Annotated in this window: 22 protein-coding genes; 15 read left to right on the forward strand and 7 right to left on the reverse strand. The window is 36.5% G+C overall.

Annotated elements, in window-relative coordinates; genetic code table 11:
- The first annotated feature begins 90 nt into the window (after nucleotides 1-90).
- From EGI26_RS03775 to EGI26_RS03785, 3 genes are read left to right on the forward strand one after another with little or no spacing between them, the layout of a single operon-like run.
- Complete coding sequence (locus EGI26_RS03775) at nucleotides 91-393, forward strand: autorepressor SdpR family transcription factor (RefSeq protein WP_255076479.1); 303 nt, start codon at nucleotides 91-93, stop codon at nucleotides 391-393.
- Nucleotides 394-399: 6 nt separating this feature from the next.
- The gene (locus EGI26_RS03780; protein ID WP_255076481.1) at nucleotides 400-1476 is read left to right on the forward strand and encodes an aminotransferase class V-fold PLP-dependent enzyme; all 1077 of its coding nucleotides are present in this window, start codon (nucleotides 400-402) and stop codon (nucleotides 1474-1476) included.
- Nucleotides 1477-1494: 18 nt separating this feature from the next.
- Nucleotides 1495-2067, forward strand: a complete 573-nt coding sequence (locus EGI26_RS03785; protein WP_255076483.1) for a MarC family protein — start codon at nucleotides 1495-1497, stop codon at nucleotides 2065-2067.
- A 2-nt stretch (nucleotides 2068-2069) separates the two neighbouring features.
- On the opposite strand, the gene EGI26_RS03790 is transcribed toward EGI26_RS03785, so the two are convergent.
- The 4 genes from EGI26_RS03790 to EGI26_RS03805 all read right to left on the reverse strand — a co-directional run bounded on the left by EGI26_RS03790 (nucleotide 2070) and on the right by EGI26_RS03805 (nucleotide 4115).
- Nucleotides 2070-2681: a lysoplasmalogenase gene (locus tag EGI26_RS03790; protein ID WP_255076485.1), complete on the reverse strand. Its 612-nt coding sequence runs from the start codon at nucleotides 2679-2681 to the stop codon at nucleotides 2070-2072.
- 8 nt (nucleotides 2682-2689) lie between these two features.
- Nucleotides 2690-3217 (reverse strand): 5' nucleotidase, NT5C type, encoded by a 528-nt coding sequence (locus EGI26_RS03795; protein WP_255076487.1) that lies wholly within the window; start codon nucleotides 3215-3217, stop codon nucleotides 2690-2692.
- A gap of 77 nt (nucleotides 3218-3294) precedes the next feature.
- The gene (locus EGI26_RS03800; protein ID WP_255076488.1) at nucleotides 3295-3540 is read right to left on the reverse strand and encodes a T9SS type A sorting domain-containing protein; all 246 of its coding nucleotides are present in this window, start codon (nucleotides 3538-3540) and stop codon (nucleotides 3295-3297) included.
- Nucleotides 3537-4115: a Maf family nucleotide pyrophosphatase gene (locus EGI26_RS03805; RefSeq protein WP_255076489.1), complete on the reverse strand. Its 579-nt coding sequence runs from the start codon at nucleotides 4113-4115 to the stop codon at nucleotides 3537-3539. The genes EGI26_RS03800 and EGI26_RS03805 overlap by 4 nt, the downstream gene beginning before the upstream one ends.
- An 87-nt stretch (nucleotides 4116-4202) precedes the next feature.
- Here EGI26_RS03805 and EGI26_RS03810 point away from each other — a divergent pair, with 87 nt between their 5' ends.
- The 9 genes from EGI26_RS03810 (at nucleotide 4203) to EGI26_RS03850 (ending at nucleotide 12241) form a co-directional block, all read left to right on the forward strand.
- Complete coding sequence (locus EGI26_RS03810) at nucleotides 4203-4655, forward strand: MarR family winged helix-turn-helix transcriptional regulator (protein ID WP_255076491.1); 453 nt, start codon at nucleotides 4203-4205, stop codon at nucleotides 4653-4655.
- A 57-nt stretch (nucleotides 4656-4712) separates the two neighbouring features.
- Nucleotides 4713-5906 carry a S9 family peptidase gene (locus EGI26_RS03815; protein WP_255076499.1) on the forward strand — a complete coding sequence of 398 codons (1194 nt, stop codon included), beginning with the start codon at nucleotides 4713-4715 and terminating at the stop codon, nucleotides 5904-5906.
- Between the two features lie 3 nt (nucleotides 5907-5909).
- Nucleotides 5910-6224 (forward strand): Dabb family protein, encoded by a 315-nt coding sequence (locus tag EGI26_RS03820; protein WP_255076500.1) that lies wholly within the window; start codon nucleotides 5910-5912, stop codon nucleotides 6222-6224.
- A gap of 27 nt (nucleotides 6225-6251) precedes the next feature.
- Complete coding sequence (locus tag EGI26_RS03825; protein WP_255076501.1) at nucleotides 6252-7517, forward strand: hypothetical protein; 1266 nt, start codon at nucleotides 6252-6254, stop codon at nucleotides 7515-7517.
- A gap of 42 nt (nucleotides 7518-7559) precedes the next feature.
- Entirely contained in the window at nucleotides 7560-8753 is a 1194-nt protein-coding gene (locus EGI26_RS03830; RefSeq protein WP_255076502.1) for an ROK family transcriptional regulator, read from the forward strand.
- Nucleotides 8754-8820: 67 nt separating this feature from the next.
- Nucleotides 8821-9744, forward strand: coding sequence for an aspartate carbamoyltransferase catalytic subunit (locus EGI26_RS03835; RefSeq protein ID WP_255076503.1), 924 nt, complete (start codon nucleotides 8821-8823; stop codon nucleotides 9742-9744).
- A gap of 4 nt (nucleotides 9745-9748) precedes the next feature.
- Entirely contained in the window at nucleotides 9749-10246 is a 498-nt protein-coding gene (locus tag EGI26_RS03840) for an NADH-quinone oxidoreductase subunit C (RefSeq protein ID WP_255076504.1), read from the forward strand.
- Nucleotide 10247: 1 nt separating this feature from the next.
- A complete protein-coding gene (locus EGI26_RS03845) occupies nucleotides 10248-10745 on the forward strand; it encodes a metallophosphoesterase (protein ID WP_255076505.1) in 498 nt (165 codons plus the stop codon).
- Nucleotides 10742-12241 carry a hypothetical protein gene (locus tag EGI26_RS03850; RefSeq protein ID WP_255076507.1) on the forward strand — a complete coding sequence of 500 codons (1500 nt, stop codon included), beginning with the start codon at nucleotides 10742-10744 and terminating at the stop codon, nucleotides 12239-12241. Before EGI26_RS03845 ends, EGI26_RS03850 begins: the two co-directional genes overlap by 4 nt.
- Here EGI26_RS03850 and EGI26_RS03855 read toward each other — a convergent pair.
- Nucleotides 12222-12443, reverse strand: a complete 222-nt coding sequence (locus EGI26_RS03855) for a DUF2905 domain-containing protein (RefSeq protein WP_255076508.1) — start codon at nucleotides 12441-12443, stop codon at nucleotides 12222-12224. The genes EGI26_RS03850 and EGI26_RS03855 overlap by 20 nt on opposite strands.
- A 124-nt stretch (nucleotides 12444-12567) precedes the next feature.
- Between EGI26_RS03855 and EGI26_RS03860 the strand changes: the two genes are divergently transcribed.
- Nucleotides 12568-13383, forward strand: a complete 816-nt coding sequence (locus EGI26_RS03860) for a ZIP family metal transporter (RefSeq protein ID WP_255076509.1) — start codon at nucleotides 12568-12570, stop codon at nucleotides 13381-13383.
- Here the strand turns inward: EGI26_RS03860 and EGI26_RS03865 are convergent.
- Nucleotides 13380-13826, reverse strand: coding sequence for a GNAT family N-acetyltransferase (locus tag EGI26_RS03865; protein ID WP_255076510.1), 447 nt, complete (start codon nucleotides 13824-13826; stop codon nucleotides 13380-13382). The genes EGI26_RS03860 and EGI26_RS03865 overlap by 4 nt on opposite strands.
- Nucleotides 13823-14866, reverse strand: coding sequence for an RluA family pseudouridine synthase (locus EGI26_RS03870; protein ID WP_255076511.1), 1044 nt, complete (start codon nucleotides 14864-14866; stop codon nucleotides 13823-13825). Before EGI26_RS03870 ends, EGI26_RS03865 begins: the two co-directional genes overlap by 4 nt.
- Before the next feature lie 22 nt (nucleotides 14867-14888).
- Here EGI26_RS03870 and EGI26_RS03875 point away from each other — a divergent pair, with 22 nt between their 5' ends.
- Both EGI26_RS03875 and msrA read left to right on the forward strand, forming a co-directional pair.
- Nucleotides 14889-15770, forward strand: a complete 882-nt coding sequence (locus tag EGI26_RS03875) for a 1-aminocyclopropane-1-carboxylate deaminase/D-cysteine desulfhydrase (protein ID WP_255076512.1) — start codon at nucleotides 14889-14891, stop codon at nucleotides 15768-15770.
- A 327-nt stretch (nucleotides 15771-16097) separates the two neighbouring features.
- Nucleotides 16098-16730 carry a peptide-methionine (S)-S-oxide reductase MsrA gene (msrA, locus tag EGI26_RS03880; protein ID WP_255076516.1) on the forward strand — a complete coding sequence of 211 codons (633 nt, stop codon included), beginning with the start codon at nucleotides 16098-16100 and terminating at the stop codon, nucleotides 16728-16730.
- Nucleotides 16731-16900: the final 170 nt, after the last annotated feature.

The raw sequence follows: 16900 nt of genomic DNA on the forward strand, positions 1-16900 counted from the left end.
GAATTCTGCCAAAAAATCGAAAAAATCGAAATTTTATTTGTTTCCTAAATTTTTAATTAGTTATTTGTACAATTAAATAGTTAAATTATTATGAATAATATTTTCAGAGCTTTGAATGATGCTTCAAGGAGAGAAATTTTAGAAATTCTTCGGTTGGGTGATGCCACAGCTGGCGAAATTTCAGATAGATTTAATATGTCAAAACCCAGTATTTCGCATCATTTGGATTTATTAAGACAGGCCGACTTGGTTAGTTCAAAGAAAAAAGGGCAATTCATCATATATTCTATTAATCTACCGGCTTTAGATGATATAATCAACTGGTTTCAACTATTTAAGCCTGAGGCTATTGCCGAAAAACCAAGGATTAGAATTCCATTAAGTCAATATTGATTATTCATGTTAAATTTTTATCCAGGTCCTTCCAAGATTTATGACAATTTAAAAGACTTTTCTTCAGAAGCCTTTAAATCTGGCATTTTGGAGCAAAACCATAGAAGTCAACCTTTTATGGATTTGTTGGAAGAGACGATTAGTTTATTAAGAAAACATCTAAATATTACAGAAGATTACAAGGTTTATTTTACTTCTTCTGCCACAGAGTGTTGGGAGATTTGTGCTCAGTCTTTGATAAGAGGGAAAGTGCAGTTTTTGTATAATGGAGCTTTTGGCAAAAAATGGTTTAAATACACCGTTACAAATCCCCAAATAAATTCAACCACGAATTATGAGCTTCCAAGCATTCGAGGAACTCGTTTTTTTATAAATCAAAATATTGATGAAGTAGAAGTTGATACTGAAAATGACGTGGTTTGTTGGGTTTCAAGCGAAACTTCAAATGGCACACATACCTCATTTGAATCGATAAAGAAACTGAAAGAAAAATCTCCAAAAGCTCTTTTTGTTGTGGATGCCACCTCATCTTTAGGGGGAGAAAATTATGATATTTCTAATGCGGATGTCTGGTTTTCGTCTAGTCAAAAATGCTTTGGGATGCCTTCCGGATTAGGAATAATGATAGTGTCGCCCAAAGCGTTGGAGCGAGCAATAGAAATAAATGAGCGAAATCATTATAACAGTCTGATTTTTATAGAGGAAAATTTTCAGAAATTTCAAACACATTATACGCCAAATATTTTGGGTATTTATTTGTTTAAACGACTTTTGGAAACATTGCCGAATATTAATTTCGTTTCAGAAAAATTATACCAAAGGTCAGAGCGGATTTATGATTTTTTTGAAAATAATCAGCATTTTGATTTGCTTGTTGAAAACCCAAAAACACTTTCAAGAACGGTTGTGGCCATTGTTCCAAAAGATATGGCAAAGGCAGTTGAGTTTTTTAAGACCAATAATGTGATAGTAGGTAAAGGTTATGGCGAATGGAAAAATAATACACTCAGAATTGCCAACTTTCCAGCCATTTCAGACGAAGATTTTGATGAGCTTTTTAGGCTTTTGGGGAATTATGTTTAATTTTAAAAAAAATAAACCATGAAATTCAATTTTAAGGAAATCCTTTCTGTTTCTCTAATACTTTTTTCTATTATTGATATTCTTGGGTCTATACCAATCATCTTGAACCTGAGGAAGAAACTAGGACATATCAATGCCGAAAGGATTACATTGATTTCTGGAAGTTTAATGTTCGGGTATTTGTTTCTAGGAACAAAAATTCTGCAATTATTTGGCGTAGATGTGAAGTCATTTGCAATGGCAGGGGCATTGATTTTGTTGATTATCGGTTTTGAAATGATTCTTGGAAGGGAAATATTCAAACACAATACTAACAATGAGGGAAAGGGAAGCTCTATAGTGCCGCTTGCCTTTCCCATTATAGCTGGAGCCGGCACAATGACTTCTCTTATTTCTCTAAAGGCTGCTTATCAGGATGTTAATATTGTGGTAGGCATCTTAGTAAACCTTGTTTTGATATTTATTGTCTTAAAATCGTCGGCTTGGTTGGAGAAAAAAATGGAACCAGGAACGGTGGAAGTTCTTCAAAAAGTTTTTGGACTCATTCTTTTGGCCATTGCCATCAAATTAATCAAAGCAAACATCGTTTAATTCTACTTTTTTGACCAGCCCAGCACTATCAAAAACTGAGCTAATCCATACGTGCTCATGACCCAGAACGAACTGGCAGGTAATGGTGCATAGAATTTGTTAAAGGCTATTAGTGAGTCAGATATAATAAATAGTATCGAGCCAAAAAGTACTAAATTGTAAGATGAATTGTTTGTTTTTCTTCCAGCGGCAAAGATTCCCATCAATGTAATGACAAGGCAATAAACACTTACTGGAATCAATAGATTTGGGTCAATTCCGCCTTTTATAAACATGAAATAGCTTAATGTTGCAGCAGCAAACGGAAGTGCTTTTAAAAGGCTAAATTTGAATTGACTTTTAAAAAGCAAAATGTAAAAAATGTGTGCCAACAAAAAAGAGCCCAAGCCAAGCATAAAATAAAGTTCTCCGCCAAACATTAAGAAAATATCGCCTAAAAGACTGAAAAACAAAGCAATGTATAAGTTTTTTTCTTTAATATTCAGCTGAAATGCCATCCACATTAGTATCGGCATCAGCAAAGGTTTGGTGATTTTTACCAATGAATTTTGCTGGGTAGTGCTAAAGTAAATTTCTATAGCCAGAACAATAAAAAAAGCTACTCGAATAAGCATAGTTTACATCAATTAAAAAAGTGTTTGTGTATCTCTTGCCAATTGTTAACACGTTGATAGCCAGTTAAAAGTTTGTTGTGCATGGCATCATAAAGCAATGTTTCGCCTTCGAAAGTCTTTAGGTTTTTTTCGTGATCGTCTATCATTACATCACCTTTTACAATAGATTTATCTCCGCAGAGCATAAAGTTTTTCCATGAAATAAACGGGAAATGTTCCGCCATCCAATCGTATTTTTCTCTGAGAGAATTTGGAAATTCAGTAGCAGCAGAAACAATATAAACTTTGTGTTTTTCGGAAAGTTCTTTTACTACTTCTTGAGCATCAGGCATTATAGAAAGATTTCTAAAAAAGCCAGGTTCAAAAAGCTGCGGTCTGTAAGATCTATGTCCGTCTGAGTTTATGAACTCGTAGAAATCTCTATGGTTAAAGAAATCTTTGTCAACCGAAGTTCCGTTTAATTCATTGAAGATTTCCAAAATCTTTGCACTTGCATCGGCAAGCACGTCGTCCATGTCTATAATTATCGTTTTCATATTTTATCGTTTTTTCAAAGTCGCAAGGACAGTATTTGCATATATCTTGTCACTATTGACGAATTCTGTTCAAATTTTTAAGGATGATAGCCTTTTACTATTTTTTTAGATCTAATTAAACTTCCTTGGTTTACGAGCACAAAATAAATTCCATCTTCGAGGCCAGTTAGGTCAAAATCATGTAGGCTTTTATCATGCGTGGCTTCTTGCAAAATCCTTCCTGCTAGGTTTTGAAGTTCAAAGTGAGTCTCTTTGTCATCAGGTACTCGAACATACACTTTGTCGTCTTGTTCGTTCAGAAATATCGTAATGTCGTCTTTCATTCAAAAATAATATATGGCTTTAACGCTTTGTAAATAAGGTGAATAGGAAGTCCCATGACCGTGTAAAACGATCCTTCAATTTTTGGAATACCAATCATACCAATGAAATCCTGCACGCCATAAGCACCGGCTTTGTCCATTGGGTGGTGGTTTTTTATGTAAAACCCTATTTCGGCCTCGGTAAGTTCATCAAATTCCACTTTTGTGATATCAATGAAGCTATTATATTCCATTCCGTTTTTTATACAAACACCCGTAATGACCTGGTGCGTTTTACCACTCAAAGCAGATAGCATTTCAAATGCTTGTTGCTCATTTTCAGGCTTATTGATGATCTTATTTTCTAAAACAACTACAGTATCTGCGGTTAAAATCAGGTACTTGTCATCGAAGTCATTAAAGCATTCGGCCTTCTTTTTTGCCAGAAGCTCGGGTACCTCGTGGTGTACCATCTCGGGGTTGAATTCTTCTGAGGTTGGTCTTACAATCACTTCAAAATCAAACCCTGATGCACGTAGTATTTCTTTTCTTCTCGGGGAATTTGAGGCTAATATTAGCTTTTTTGTAAGTTTCATCTATTAAATTTTCGGAACAAATAAAAATATTTTACATTTGTAATATATGTAAATACATATTTTGGAAATACACTAATGTACAAAAGTATGAGTTTAGAACAGGAAATAAAACAAACCAAGCCTTTTAAAAGTAATTATGAAAAAACCTTGGTGAATATTTTTTATACAAATAATTGGATACATTTTAAGCAAAATAAATATCTTAAACCTTTCGATATAAGTATTCAGCAATACAATGTTCTCAGGATATTGAATGGGCAAAAAGACCAGCCGATTACAATTAATGAAATCATTGACAGAATGATAGATAAAATGTCGAATGCGTCGAGGTTGGTAGATAAGCTTTTTGCGAAAGGATACGTGAGTCGTGACCAAAAAGTAGGAAACAGAAGGGCTTGTGATGTAAAAATTACGCCTAAAGGAACCGAGTTTCTTGGCGACGTAACTAAGGCCATTAAGGGAATTGAAAATGACATGAATTCTCTGACCGAAGCTGAATTTGACGAATTGAATAGGCTTTTGGATAAATTAAGAAATTAGTACGCAATCGGAGCGTGTTGAAGTCGTTCTAAAGAAAATTAAAATTATTTGAAGATTATGCGAGGAAGGAATGTACTTAGTTTGAAATGGCTGTTTTTTGTTTTGATTTTCTTTGTTTCCTGCGAAGAAGACGACGTCTTAGAATATGACAATTATTTGGTTTCGTCTGCAGAGGTTAAAAAGTACACCAAAGCTGAGTTTTTGACCACACTTTCTACAACTTTTGGAGCTCAAAGTGCTCAGGTTTCGTTTCTGGTGAGATCGGGCATTAAACTGCACAAGATTTCATACCTGACCAAAACTCCTGAGGGAACCCAAATAACTGCCTCCGGTGCGATAATAGTCCCGACTGACTTGACGGAACCTTTGGCTTTGGGAAGCGTTCAGCATGGCACTATTTCAGACAACAGCCAAGCTCCATCTTATTTCAATCAACAGTCAGAGAGTGCTTTGGGGCAGTTTTTTGCTTCTACGGGTGTAATTATAGCCATGCCTGATTATCTGGGTTATGGAGATTCTCAAAATTATCCTCATCCTTATGAGCATAAAACGGGACTGGCTCAATCAAACGTGGATTTTCTTTTGGCAGTTAAAGAGTTTATAAAAAAAGAAAACATCAATTGGAATAATAATCTGCTCTTGGCTGGCTACTCCGAAGGGGGGTATGCTACATTGGCCACTCAAAAATTGATTGAAGAAAAATATAGCTCACAATTTAATTTGAAGGCATCTAGTTGTGGAGCAGGAGCTTATGACAAAACTAAAACTTTAGAGTCATTTATTAATTCTAAAACTAGTGGAGAATCTACCAACAATCGTTCTTATATTTGGGTTTTGTTGACTTATGATAGGCTGTATGGATTCAACAGACCAATGACCGATTACTTTGTAGAGCCTTATGCATCTGACATAAAAATCAATAAACAGAATGTGACCATATCCAAAAGTTTCAACGAGGTTTTGAACCCTACATTTATAGCGGGGCTAAAAAATAAAACGGAAACCAAATGGCTGGAGGCCCTTAAAGACAATGATATAACAGAATGGAAGTCGAAAGTTCCAACTCGCTTATACCATGGTGATGCCGACACGTTTGTGCCATTTTTTAACTCAGAATCAGCACAGAAAGGCATGACCGCCAAGGGGTCAAGTCAAGTTACTTTGGAGCGAATTGCTGCCGGAACCCATGGTTCGTCCATTCAATTTTTTCTTTTAGGAACATTAGATTTATTTAACACATATAAAAATTAAGAAATGGGAAATTTAAAAACTGGATTTGTTCATACCGTATTTTTTTGGTTGAAAGAAAAAGGAAACGAGAGCCATAGAAGTCAGCTACATGAGGGATTGTTGGAACTTTCAAAAATTGCAGAAATAGGCGATGCTTACATCGGACAAGCCGCTTCTACCGACCGCGAAGTGATTGACAATACTTACGATTTCAGCATTACTTTTGTCTTTGACACTGCCGCTAACCAAGACATTTACCAAGATCATCCTGATCATCATGCCTTTATAGCCAAATGTTCGATGCTTTGGGATAGGGTACAAGTTTATGATGCCTGTTAATATTGATTAGTTTTAAAAATTTAGATTTTGAAGAATTTTTTATTTTTATTATTTTCGTTTTATTCGGTTTCGGCCCAAACTATCAATTTCGATGCTAAAGGCCTTATTTATCTTCAGGATTCTGACTTTGGTACATTCAGTTATTCATCCAAGAAAATCGATAAAGCGGGTTTTGACAAGATGGGGGCATTTATGTTTCCACTGCAATATGAAGACTCCTATACCAATTCTGAACAAATAGTTTCCAACTCTATAATTGACAATTTCAAGTCGATTGCTCTCAAGTCAGACAATCGACTTTGTTATGTTTTAGAAACCAAAGGGGCACTAAAAAAAGACGAAAAAAATGCACCATTTGCTGGCCTGCCTGACGGTGGCTATGTGAGCGTAGTAGATATTTCGAACTTGAGAAATCTGAAACCTGACTACAGATTTCCAGTTGCATTGAATCCCAAGGCGATAGCTCTAAACAAAACAAATGAATATTTGGCTGTAGCGGCTGAGGGTTATAACCAAGAATTGCAAATTTTTGAACTTAATGAATTTGGCAAGCCCATAAGAGTTATTGCTAAGCCTTCTCAAATGGCAAACGGCTCAGTTTCAGATGTTATTTGGCATCCGAAAGAAGATTATTTGGTGTATATCAGGCAGGACACTAGAGAAATAGGTCTTGTGAAAATTATCAAAGACGGACCAACACAGAAGATAATCAGATTGGAGTTGTCGGGCAGTACAATAAAGCTTGATGGAGTGCCCAAAACGGGTTTGTTTACAAATGACGGCAAGTATTTTTTGGTGCTTGACACGCACAATCAAATAAGTTCAGAAGCGAGTAATGGGCAAGTCTTCGTTGTTAAATTTAATTTGGAGGATCAGGGGAGCCATTCTCTTATTTCGAAAGCTTTTGTAGAAGAAAATCCAACGGCTATGGTTATAAATCCTGATGGAAATAATGTTTTGGTGGTCAACGCCAAGAAGTCTTTCGATTTTCCAATAAACGAGAGGAACTCTGGCCGATCATCACTTTCAGTCTTAGGTCTTTCGGCGGATGGCACCTTGACAAACAAAAATAATTTGTCTTTGAGTGGTATTTTGCCTTCAGGAATAAGTTTTGATAAGACTGGGAAGAATTTTGCCATAAGCTTTTTTCAATATTTAGATTTCGGCAAACCCAGTGCTGGAATTGATTTTTATAAATTTTCAGCAGGGCAAAATCCAAGAATTGAAAAGCAAGCCGCAAGGATAAACACTACAAAAGGAGTACACTTTTTAAAAGTTATTGAAGATTTTTAATATGTTTGCCCTTAGTTAAATATAAGTCAACAAGTATAATTTATGGAGCCAGTAACAGAGTCATTTTCTTCCGTTGTAGAAATAAAGAAAAATCAATATATCGTTGAAATTCTTCGTGAGATTTACAATTCTGGAGCCATTACTATTGCTCAATTAGCAAAAAAACTGCACACAAGTGTTCCGTCTATTACGGTTTATATCAATGAGTTAATAGCCGATAAATGGATTCTTGAGGTGGGTTCTTCTAAAACAAAATCTGGCCGCAGGCCGAGCTTGTTTGATTTGAATCCTGACAAACACCTTTGTGTAATTGTTGATTTGAATATTTACGAAACCAATTTTTATCTTTTAAATCTCAGAAACGAAATATTAAAGAAAAGTACGGTTGCGACAGATATAAATTCAGAGGACATTGTAGATATAATCAAAACGGAAACGAAGAATTTTATAGCTGATTACTCAGTTTGGGCAGTTGGTATTTCGTCGCCGGGTTTGTTGAGCATCGAAAAAGGGCTGAATTATACCTATCCGCATCACAACCAAAATGGTCTCTCTTTGGGTGGAATTTTACAAGAACATTTACAAATCCCTACATTCATAACCCATGATACGCAAGCTTCTATGCTTGGTGAGCATCATTTTGGATTAGCAAAAAACAAAGAAAATGTTTTGTTAATCAATCTCGATTGGGGAATAGGCTTAGGTATAATGTGTAATGGTCAGATAATTAAAGGGGCAGATGGATTTGCTGGAGAATTGGGCCATATTCAAATTAAACCTGAAGGAGCTTTGTGTCATTGCGGAAAAAAAGGTTGCTTGGAGACCGTGGCATCGGCTTTGGCATTGATAAACAGAGCAAAACAAGGCTTGGCAGAAGGCAAAACCTCAACGCTTTCTTTGAAAAAGGGCGAAATATCATTGGAGGATGTCATAGAGGCCGCATTAAGAGGCGACGAGTTTTGTATCGATTTGATATTTGACATTGGCCGTGAGTTGGGTAAAGGTCTATCTATTGCCATTCACATGTTTAATCCAGAAGTAATTATCATTGACGGTATAATGACCAAAGCCGGAGAGTTGATTGTTTCCACTCTCAATCAGGCCATTAATAAGTATTGCTTGACCGATTTTAAGAAAAACCTAAAGGTGTTAATATCGCCAATGGGAGACCAAGCGAAAATTTTCGGAGCTAAATCGTTGGTGTTTGGTAAAATGCTCGATTTGAAGATTTATTGATTTTAATGAGTGTTTTTTCTTCCAAAATATTTAATAATTGTTACTTTTGTAAAATTATTAATCATAGATGGATTCTTTAAGTACTCGGCATTTATTAGGAATAAAAAATATCACCGAAAACGATATTAATTTAATACTTGAAACTGCCAAAGAATTTAAAGAAGTAATTAACAGGCCGATAAAAAAGGTCCCTTCTCTGCGAGACATCACAATCGCAAATCTGTTTTTTGAGAATTCTACCCGTACCAGGCTTTCATTCGAATTAGCGGAAAAACGTCTCTCTGCCGATACCATAAACTTCACATCAGCAGGTAGTTCTGTGAAAAAAGGAGAAACATTGTTAGATACCGTGAATAATATATTGGCCATGAAAGTGGATATGGTGGTAATGAGGCACAGCAGCCCCGGAGCACCGCATTTTCTTTCAAATAAAATAAAAGCCAATATTGTAAATGCAGGTGATGGTACCCACGAGCACCCGACTCAGGCACTATTGGATGCTTTTTCGATGCAAGAAAAAATCGGTGATTTGAGAGGGAAAAAAATAGCAATCATCGGAGATATTCTTCATTCAAGAGTAGCACTTTCAAATATATTTTGTTTGCAAAAACTTGGTGCCGACGTGAGAGTTTGTGGTCCTAAAACATTAATTCCTAAATACCTGACTTCATTGGGTGTTCAGATTTTTGATAATGTGAAAGACGCTTTGGTCTGGTGCGATGTAGCCAATGTGCTCAGAATTCAGCTCGAAAGACAGCAATTAAAATATTTCCCATCTTTGAGGGAATACTCTCTTTATTTCGGTATAAACAAAAGCATCTTAGACGAGTTAAATAAAGAAATTGTTCTGATGCATCCAGGACCCATAAATAGGGGAGTGGAACTCAGCTCTGATGCGGCTGATTCTAGTCACTCAATCATATTGGATCAAGTAGAAAACGGCGTGGCGGTTAGAATGGCAGTTATGTTTCTTTTGGCACAAAAAAATTAAAGAAATGGATTTTTCAATAAGCGGTGAGGTGTCTTTGAAAATTAATACAGAACTTAAAATAGACACTCAGTTTATTGATAATGTCCCGCAACCCTTCATACGCTTATCGGCACAGAGTTTATTGTCCGTATGTAAATTTCTTCACACCAGCCCATTATTTTATTTTGATTTTCTGAACTGCATAACGGCCATTGATAACGGAACCGACGCAGGCACAATAGACATGATTTATCATCTGAGTTCCATACCATTCGAAAAGTCTGTCGTTCTTAAAGTGCAGATAGACAGGTCATTATTTGATGTTGCCCAAATAGACTCAGTTTCAAGTGTTTGGAAAACGGCTGATTGGCACGAAAGAGAAATCTATGATTTTTTTGGTGTAAAATTCAATAATCACCCCGATTTACGCCGCATATTGATGCCCGCTGATTGGGAAGGTCATCCGATGAGAAAAGACTACCAAGAGCAAGAAACTTACCATGGCATAAAAGTTAAATACTGAAATGGCTCTCATAGGCCTCATTTCCGACACGCATTCTTATTTAGACCCCGCAGTATTTGAGCACTTCAAAGATTGTGATGAAATATGGCATATTGGTGACATTGGAGAGCGAATCGTCCTTGATCAACTTAAAGATTTTAAGCCTGTAAAAGCTGTTTTTGGAAATATTGATAGCCAAGAACTTAGATATGAATTGCCCGAGGATTTGATTTTTGAAATTGACGGCTTTAAGGTATTTATGACGCATATCGGCAATTTGCCAGGTAAATATTCAGCCAGAATAAAAAAAATCTTAAAATTTAATCAACCAAACTTGTTTATTTGTGGGCATTCGCATATTTTGAGAGTAATTAAGGATCCGGCCAACAATGGTTTGGTATATTTAAACCCCGGAGCCGCAGGAAAGCACGGTTTTCATCAAATACGAACCGTGATGAGAATGAAAATTGAACAATCAAAAATCACGAATCTGGAAGTGATAGAACTGGGAAAACGATGAAATTATTTTTCGCTTTGTTTTTGGTTTTTATTACATTTTCACATCATTCATTCGGCCAATTGGTTGAATCAGTGGATGTTGAGATACCCTTGGATGGTAATCTAGAGGATGACTTCAGCGTGGTTTCTTTGGATACCAACGGAGTCTTGCTCATGAATTTTCAGACTTCTCTTTTTGGCAAAAAAGGAAGACTGAATTTTGTTAAATACGACAAAGATTTAAAAATTCAATGGACAAATACCATAGATCCAGGCTTAACATATCGTTTGGTAAAGTATTTTAAGGCCGAAGATTACCTTTTTTGTCTTTTGCAGGAGACCGATGGTAGAAAAATAAAAATCGTCAAAATAGATTTGGAACGGGGCGACGCCATCACAACCGAAACGACCATGCTCACCGACATGGACGTGGAGTTTTTTGCGGCCATAGAAACTAAAGTAATTATTTTGGGCAGTTACAACGATAGGCCTGTTGCGGAGTTACACCGTTTATTTGACCAAACCTCCAAGGTTTTGCCGCAGATACACACTAATTTCCTGAAAGTTTTGTCTTTGGAAGTCAATGAAAGTGAGAAGCAAATTTACTTAATGCTAAAAGACGAAAAGAAGTGTCAATTCAAACTCTCTGTATTTGATATTGAAGGTAAGATGTTGTTTATGAAAGACTTGGGAGATAAAAAACATGTAATCTTGAACTCCAAAATCTTAAAAATTGCCAAGAATACTTATTTCCTTGCCGGAAACTTTGCTGACAATTGTTCGGATTTTTCTTCTGGTTTTTATGTTACTCCGTTGAACCGAACCGAAGATATTCAATTTTTTAAGTTTTCAGAATTGCAGAATTTTTATACATACCTTTCTCCCAAAAGACAAGAGAAAGTGGAGGGCAGATTATTGTCGAAAAAACTGAAAGGCCGTGACCCCAAAATCCGACATAGACTCAATTTGCAGCAGCCTTATGTTTTTGATAATCAAGTGCTTTTAGTGGGAGAAGTATATTATCCAGAGTATAAAAATGCAATTAATTATTCTAGAAATTCGCTGCTCCATTTGGGAGAAAACTACAGGACTGTTCGCGATTTTAACAATTATAAATTTACCCAAAGCTTGTTTTGTACGTTTGATTTTGACGGAAAAAAATCATGGGATTATAGCATAGATTTAAAAAATATTGAGAGCGAGGTTTTGAACAACAAAGTTCAGGTAAGTAGTAGCAAGGAAGGTATTTTGGTGGCTTTTCCAAAGGAGGAAACGATTTTTCTGAAATTGATAGCCAAAGACAAACCTGCGATTGATTTTGTGCCATTAAGCATTGGTAGCAAAAACAAGGAGTTTGTTTCCGACATCACAGTTGATTTGTTTTCTTGGTACAGACATACTTTTCTAGCTTTTGGCTATAAAACCTCAAGAGCAACGAACACATTGGCAAGCCAGCAGTTTTTCTATCTTAGCAAATTGACCTACGAAACGCCAGACCTCAATAAAGGAACTTTTTAAAAAGCCAAATAATAAGATTCAGTACAATGCTTATTATAAGCATTGTGGTTATCGGGAAGTAAATTTTTATATTCTCGCTCTCTATTCTAATATCTCCTGGTAAACCGCCGATCCAAGAAAGTTTATCTCCAAAGAAGTAAATGATTACACCAACGAATACCAGAATCAATCCAGCAGCTATTATATATTTTCCATTGATCATAGATTCCAGTTTTGTTTTTAAAATCCTAAAATTTAATTCTTTGCAAAATTCTATTTTTATAAGACAATTTAAAATAAAAAGTTTAATTTTGTATGTATAACAAATAAATTAGATTAGTCTAACAATGAATTACGAAGAAATATTAAAAATAAATCCTGTACTATTAGCCCTTTTCGGCACTCTTTTTACATGGGGAGTGACAGCACTTGGTGCCTCTTTGGTTTTTTTCTTTAAAAACATCAACCGCAAGTTCTTCAACCTCATGCTTGGTTTTGCGGCTGGGGTAATGATAGCGGCCAGTTTTTGGTCTTTATTGGCTCCTGCCATCGAAATGACAGAGGAAAAAGGTGGAATAGGCTGGATTCCTGCCGTGGTTGGTTTTTTGGCCGGTGGGGCGTTTCTATTTGTTTTGGATAAAATATTGCCGCACTTACATTTAGGCGAAAAAACAGAGAATGCAGAAGGAATAAAAACATCTTGGCACAGAAGTGTTTTACTTGTTTTAGCCATCACTTTACATAATATTCCTGAAGGATTGGCAATTGGTGTGGCTTTTGGCGTTTTAGCACAAGATCCTTCTATTGGTGTTTTAACCAGTGCCATTGCCTTAACGATTGGTATCGGTATACAGAATTTCCCTGAAGGTGCTGCAGTTTCAGTGCCTTTACGTAGAGAAGGATTTACAAGATGGAAAGCCTTTAAATATGGTCAGTTAAGTGGTATGGTGGAGCCTGTGGCAGGAGTTTTAGGAGCTTTATTGGTTCTTTACGCAACTCCTATTTTACCCTATGCTTTGGCATTTGCGGCTGGAGCAATGATTTTTGTAGTGGTAGAAGAGCTCATTCCAGAGTCACACAATGGCAACGAAACCGATTACTCGAGCATTGGAGTAATGATCGGTTTCGCTATCATGATGTTTTTGGATGTTTCTTTGGGCTAAAAATCAAGGTGGCAGTTGAGCCAACCTTCGTCGTATCTGGTGTTGTATTTATCGTAGAAATTGATTGCTGGTGTGTTCCAGTCCAATACTTGCCACATCATACCTGAGCAGTTTTCTTCTTTGGCTATTTCTACGGTTTTATCAAACAATACTTTGCCCAATCCGCTTCCTCTTTGCGATTCCGTCACAATGAGGTCTTCAAGGTACAAACGGCGTCCTTTCCAAGTAGAATATCTGTAATAGTACAAGGACATGCCCACTATTTCTCCATCAAGCTCAACCAATACACACTCAAACGCTTTTTTGGGTCCAAAACCTTCTTCTAGCATTCTTTCCTCGGTGTTTGTAACTTCCTCAGGAGCTTTTTCGTAAAGGGCAAGTTCGTTTACCAAAGCCATCATAGCAGGCACATCTTTGGCCTCTGCTTTTCTTATATTTATCATTTAAAATGTAAGTAATGATCCCATTTTTCTAAAACCTTAGTAAAATCTTCTGGAAGTTCAGAGTCAAACTGCATCCATTCTTTGGTAGTTGGATGAATGAATCCCAACGATTTTGCATGCAGAGCCTGTCTTGGAATTATTTCAAAACAGTTTTCTACAAATTGCTTATATTTTGAGAACAAATCTCCCCGCAATACTTTATCACCTCCATAAGTAGCATCGTTGAAGAGCGTATGACCGATATATTTCATGTGAGCCCTTATCTGGTGCGTTCTGCCAGTTTCTAGCTTACATTTAATCAAAGATACATAACGCATGTTTTTTATAACCTCATAGTGCGTAATGGCTTCTTTTCCATAATCGCCTTCTGGAAACACGTCTGAAATTCTTCTGTCTTTAAAACCACGACCAATGTGAGCATTGATAGTTCCTTTCGGTTCTTTTGGCTCTCCCCAAATTAGAGCATTGTAGGTACGCTCGGTGGTGTGATCAGCAAATTGTTTGGCCAAAAACTGCATGGCATATTCAGTTTTGGCTATCACCAAAAGGCCCGAAGTTCCTTTATCTATTCTATGCACTAAGCCTGGACGCACCTTACCGTCGGTTCCCGTAGGTAAGTTGGCAAAATGATGCACCAAAGCATTCACAAGTGTGCCTGTGTGATTTCCGTGGCCAGGATGAACCACCATTTCTGGCGATTTATTCACAATCATCAAATCATCGTCTTCATAAACAATATTGAGCGGGATGTCCTCTGGTAAAACTTCGCTAGGTATACCGCTTGCTTTTGCCAACGAAAGTGTAATTTTGTCCAACGGCTTAACTTTGTAGCTCGGCTTAACATTGTTTTCATTGACTTTTACAGAATCTGTCTCGATGGCATTCTGTATGCGGTTTCTTGAAATGCTTTTTAGATGATGAGAGAGGTATTTGTCAAGACGCATGAACGTTTGACCGGGGTCAACATTGATGACAATGGTTTCGATAATGTCGTCCTCTTCGTCGTCAAAAGCGTCTATATTTTTTTCTAATGTATTCATATGGGTGCAAATTTCGTAAAATATGCTTGAATTCGAAAGTTTAATAAATATTCCGACACCAGTAATCGAGATTTTCGACGATTTATTTGTCGAAAATGACTTAAAAGTATTTGTAAAACGTGACGACCTCACACACAAGCATGTTTCTGGCAATAAATTCAGGAAATTAAAATATAATTTGATTGAAGCGAAAAACTTGGGCTTTAAGAAAATTCTGACATTTGGAGGTGCATTTTCTAATCATATTGCGGCGGTGGCAGAGGCGGGTTTTCTTTTTGGTTTTGAAACCTTGGGTATAATACGGGGAGATGAACTGAATGCAGAAAGTAGCCCCACGCTCAAATTGGCTTCTGAAAAAGGAATGAAGTTTGAGTTTGTGACCAGGGAAGCTTACCGCAATAAGACAGAGCTAAGCAGTAGCATTTCGAATGAATATTTTGTAATTCCAGAAGGTGGCTCTAATCATTTGGCTCTCAGAGGTGTAGCTGAACTTTTGGATGAACAAACTTATCCTGATTATGTTTGTACGGCTGTAGGCACAGGCGGAACCATGGCTGGTTTGTTGGATAATTCTGTTTTCAAAGGCAAAGTATTAGGTTTTGCTGTATTAAAAAATGGGGATTTTCTAAAAGAGGAAGTTTCGGCCTTTTTGGAGAAAAGTTTTCCTGAAAACGCAGAACTCGAAACGAGATTTCATTTTGGTGGTTATGCAAAATATAATGACGAACTTTTGAGTTTTATAAGGACATTTGAAGCTAAACACGGTTTTAGACTAGACCAAGTTTATACGGGAAAAATGATTTTTGGCCTATATCAAAAGATAAGAGAAGGTTATTTCGAGAAAGGAACTCATATTATGCTTCTGCACACCGGAGGTTTGCAAGGAAGGCTTTCTGACCTTTAAAATCTTAACTATTTTTGTCTTTATGAGCTATTACACAAAGGATCACAAAGGTTTACACAAAGTTGCACAAAGAAGTATGTGACTTTTTTACACCTTTATTTACTTTTTTTAAGTCCAAACTTTGTGGTTCTTGTGCCTTCTTTGTGCAAATTGAGGAATAGCTTCTCCTCAAAATAAATTTAGTAGATTCTTATTTTTGATAAAAAAGCAGCAAACATTATATCCAAAAGTTCAAATTCAACGTATATGTTTCGTATTCAAAACTTTTCTGAATTAGAAAGGTTTTTACGTTGTTGTATTTGTAAATCATTTCTTAAAAACGATATCATGAAATTAAAATCTCTCTCGGTGTTTTTGTTTTCGGCCCTCTTTCTATTATCGTCTTGTTCGCGAGCACAAAAGAAAACTAAAAAAGCTCAAGCAAATTTGGCTGGTTTAACCAAAGCCTACTTTGCCAGTGGTTGCTTTTGGTGTGTAGAAGAAGTATTTGAGTCGGTTAAAGGTGTAAAAGAAGTAGTGAGTGGCTATGCTGGTGGTAAATCCTTAAATCCAACCTATGAAGAAGTGGGAAGCGGCAGAACAGGACACGCAGAGGCGGTAGAAGTGTATTATGACCCCAAAGTTGTGGATTTCAAAACCTTGGTAAAAGTATTTTATGGGTCACAAGACCCCACTACAATAGGCCAAGCACCAGATTTTGGTCCACAATATCGCTCGATAATATTTTATTCGAATCCAGAAGAAAAAGCTATAGCTGATGCTGCGAAAGCAGAAGTTGCAAAATCTGGAATGTACAAAAAGCCAATAGTGACTGAGATAACTAAATTTGAGAAGTTTTATGACGCAGAAGATTATCACCAAGATTACGTCAAAAATAATCCAAGTCAGTCGTACGTAGTTGGCGTATCTGTACCTCGTTTCCAAAGATTTAAGAAGAAATTTCCGGAGTTGTTGAAGTGAGTTTAGCATCTTTAATATTCGACTTACCTTGTTAGGTAAGCTTTTTTTGACCTAAAACAAAAAAGCGAACCTTTCGATTCGCTTTGTGACTGTTTGTTATTCAAAGTCGGGAAGCGACTCCTGCCCAACCTTCTCATCTGTAGTGAGACGCTCTAAAAACAAAAAAAGCG

This window comes from Lacihabitans sp. CCS-44 (genome assembly GCF_024343735.1).
Taxonomy (GTDB): Bacteria; Bacteroidota; Bacteroidia; order Cytophagales; family Spirosomataceae; genus Leadbetterella.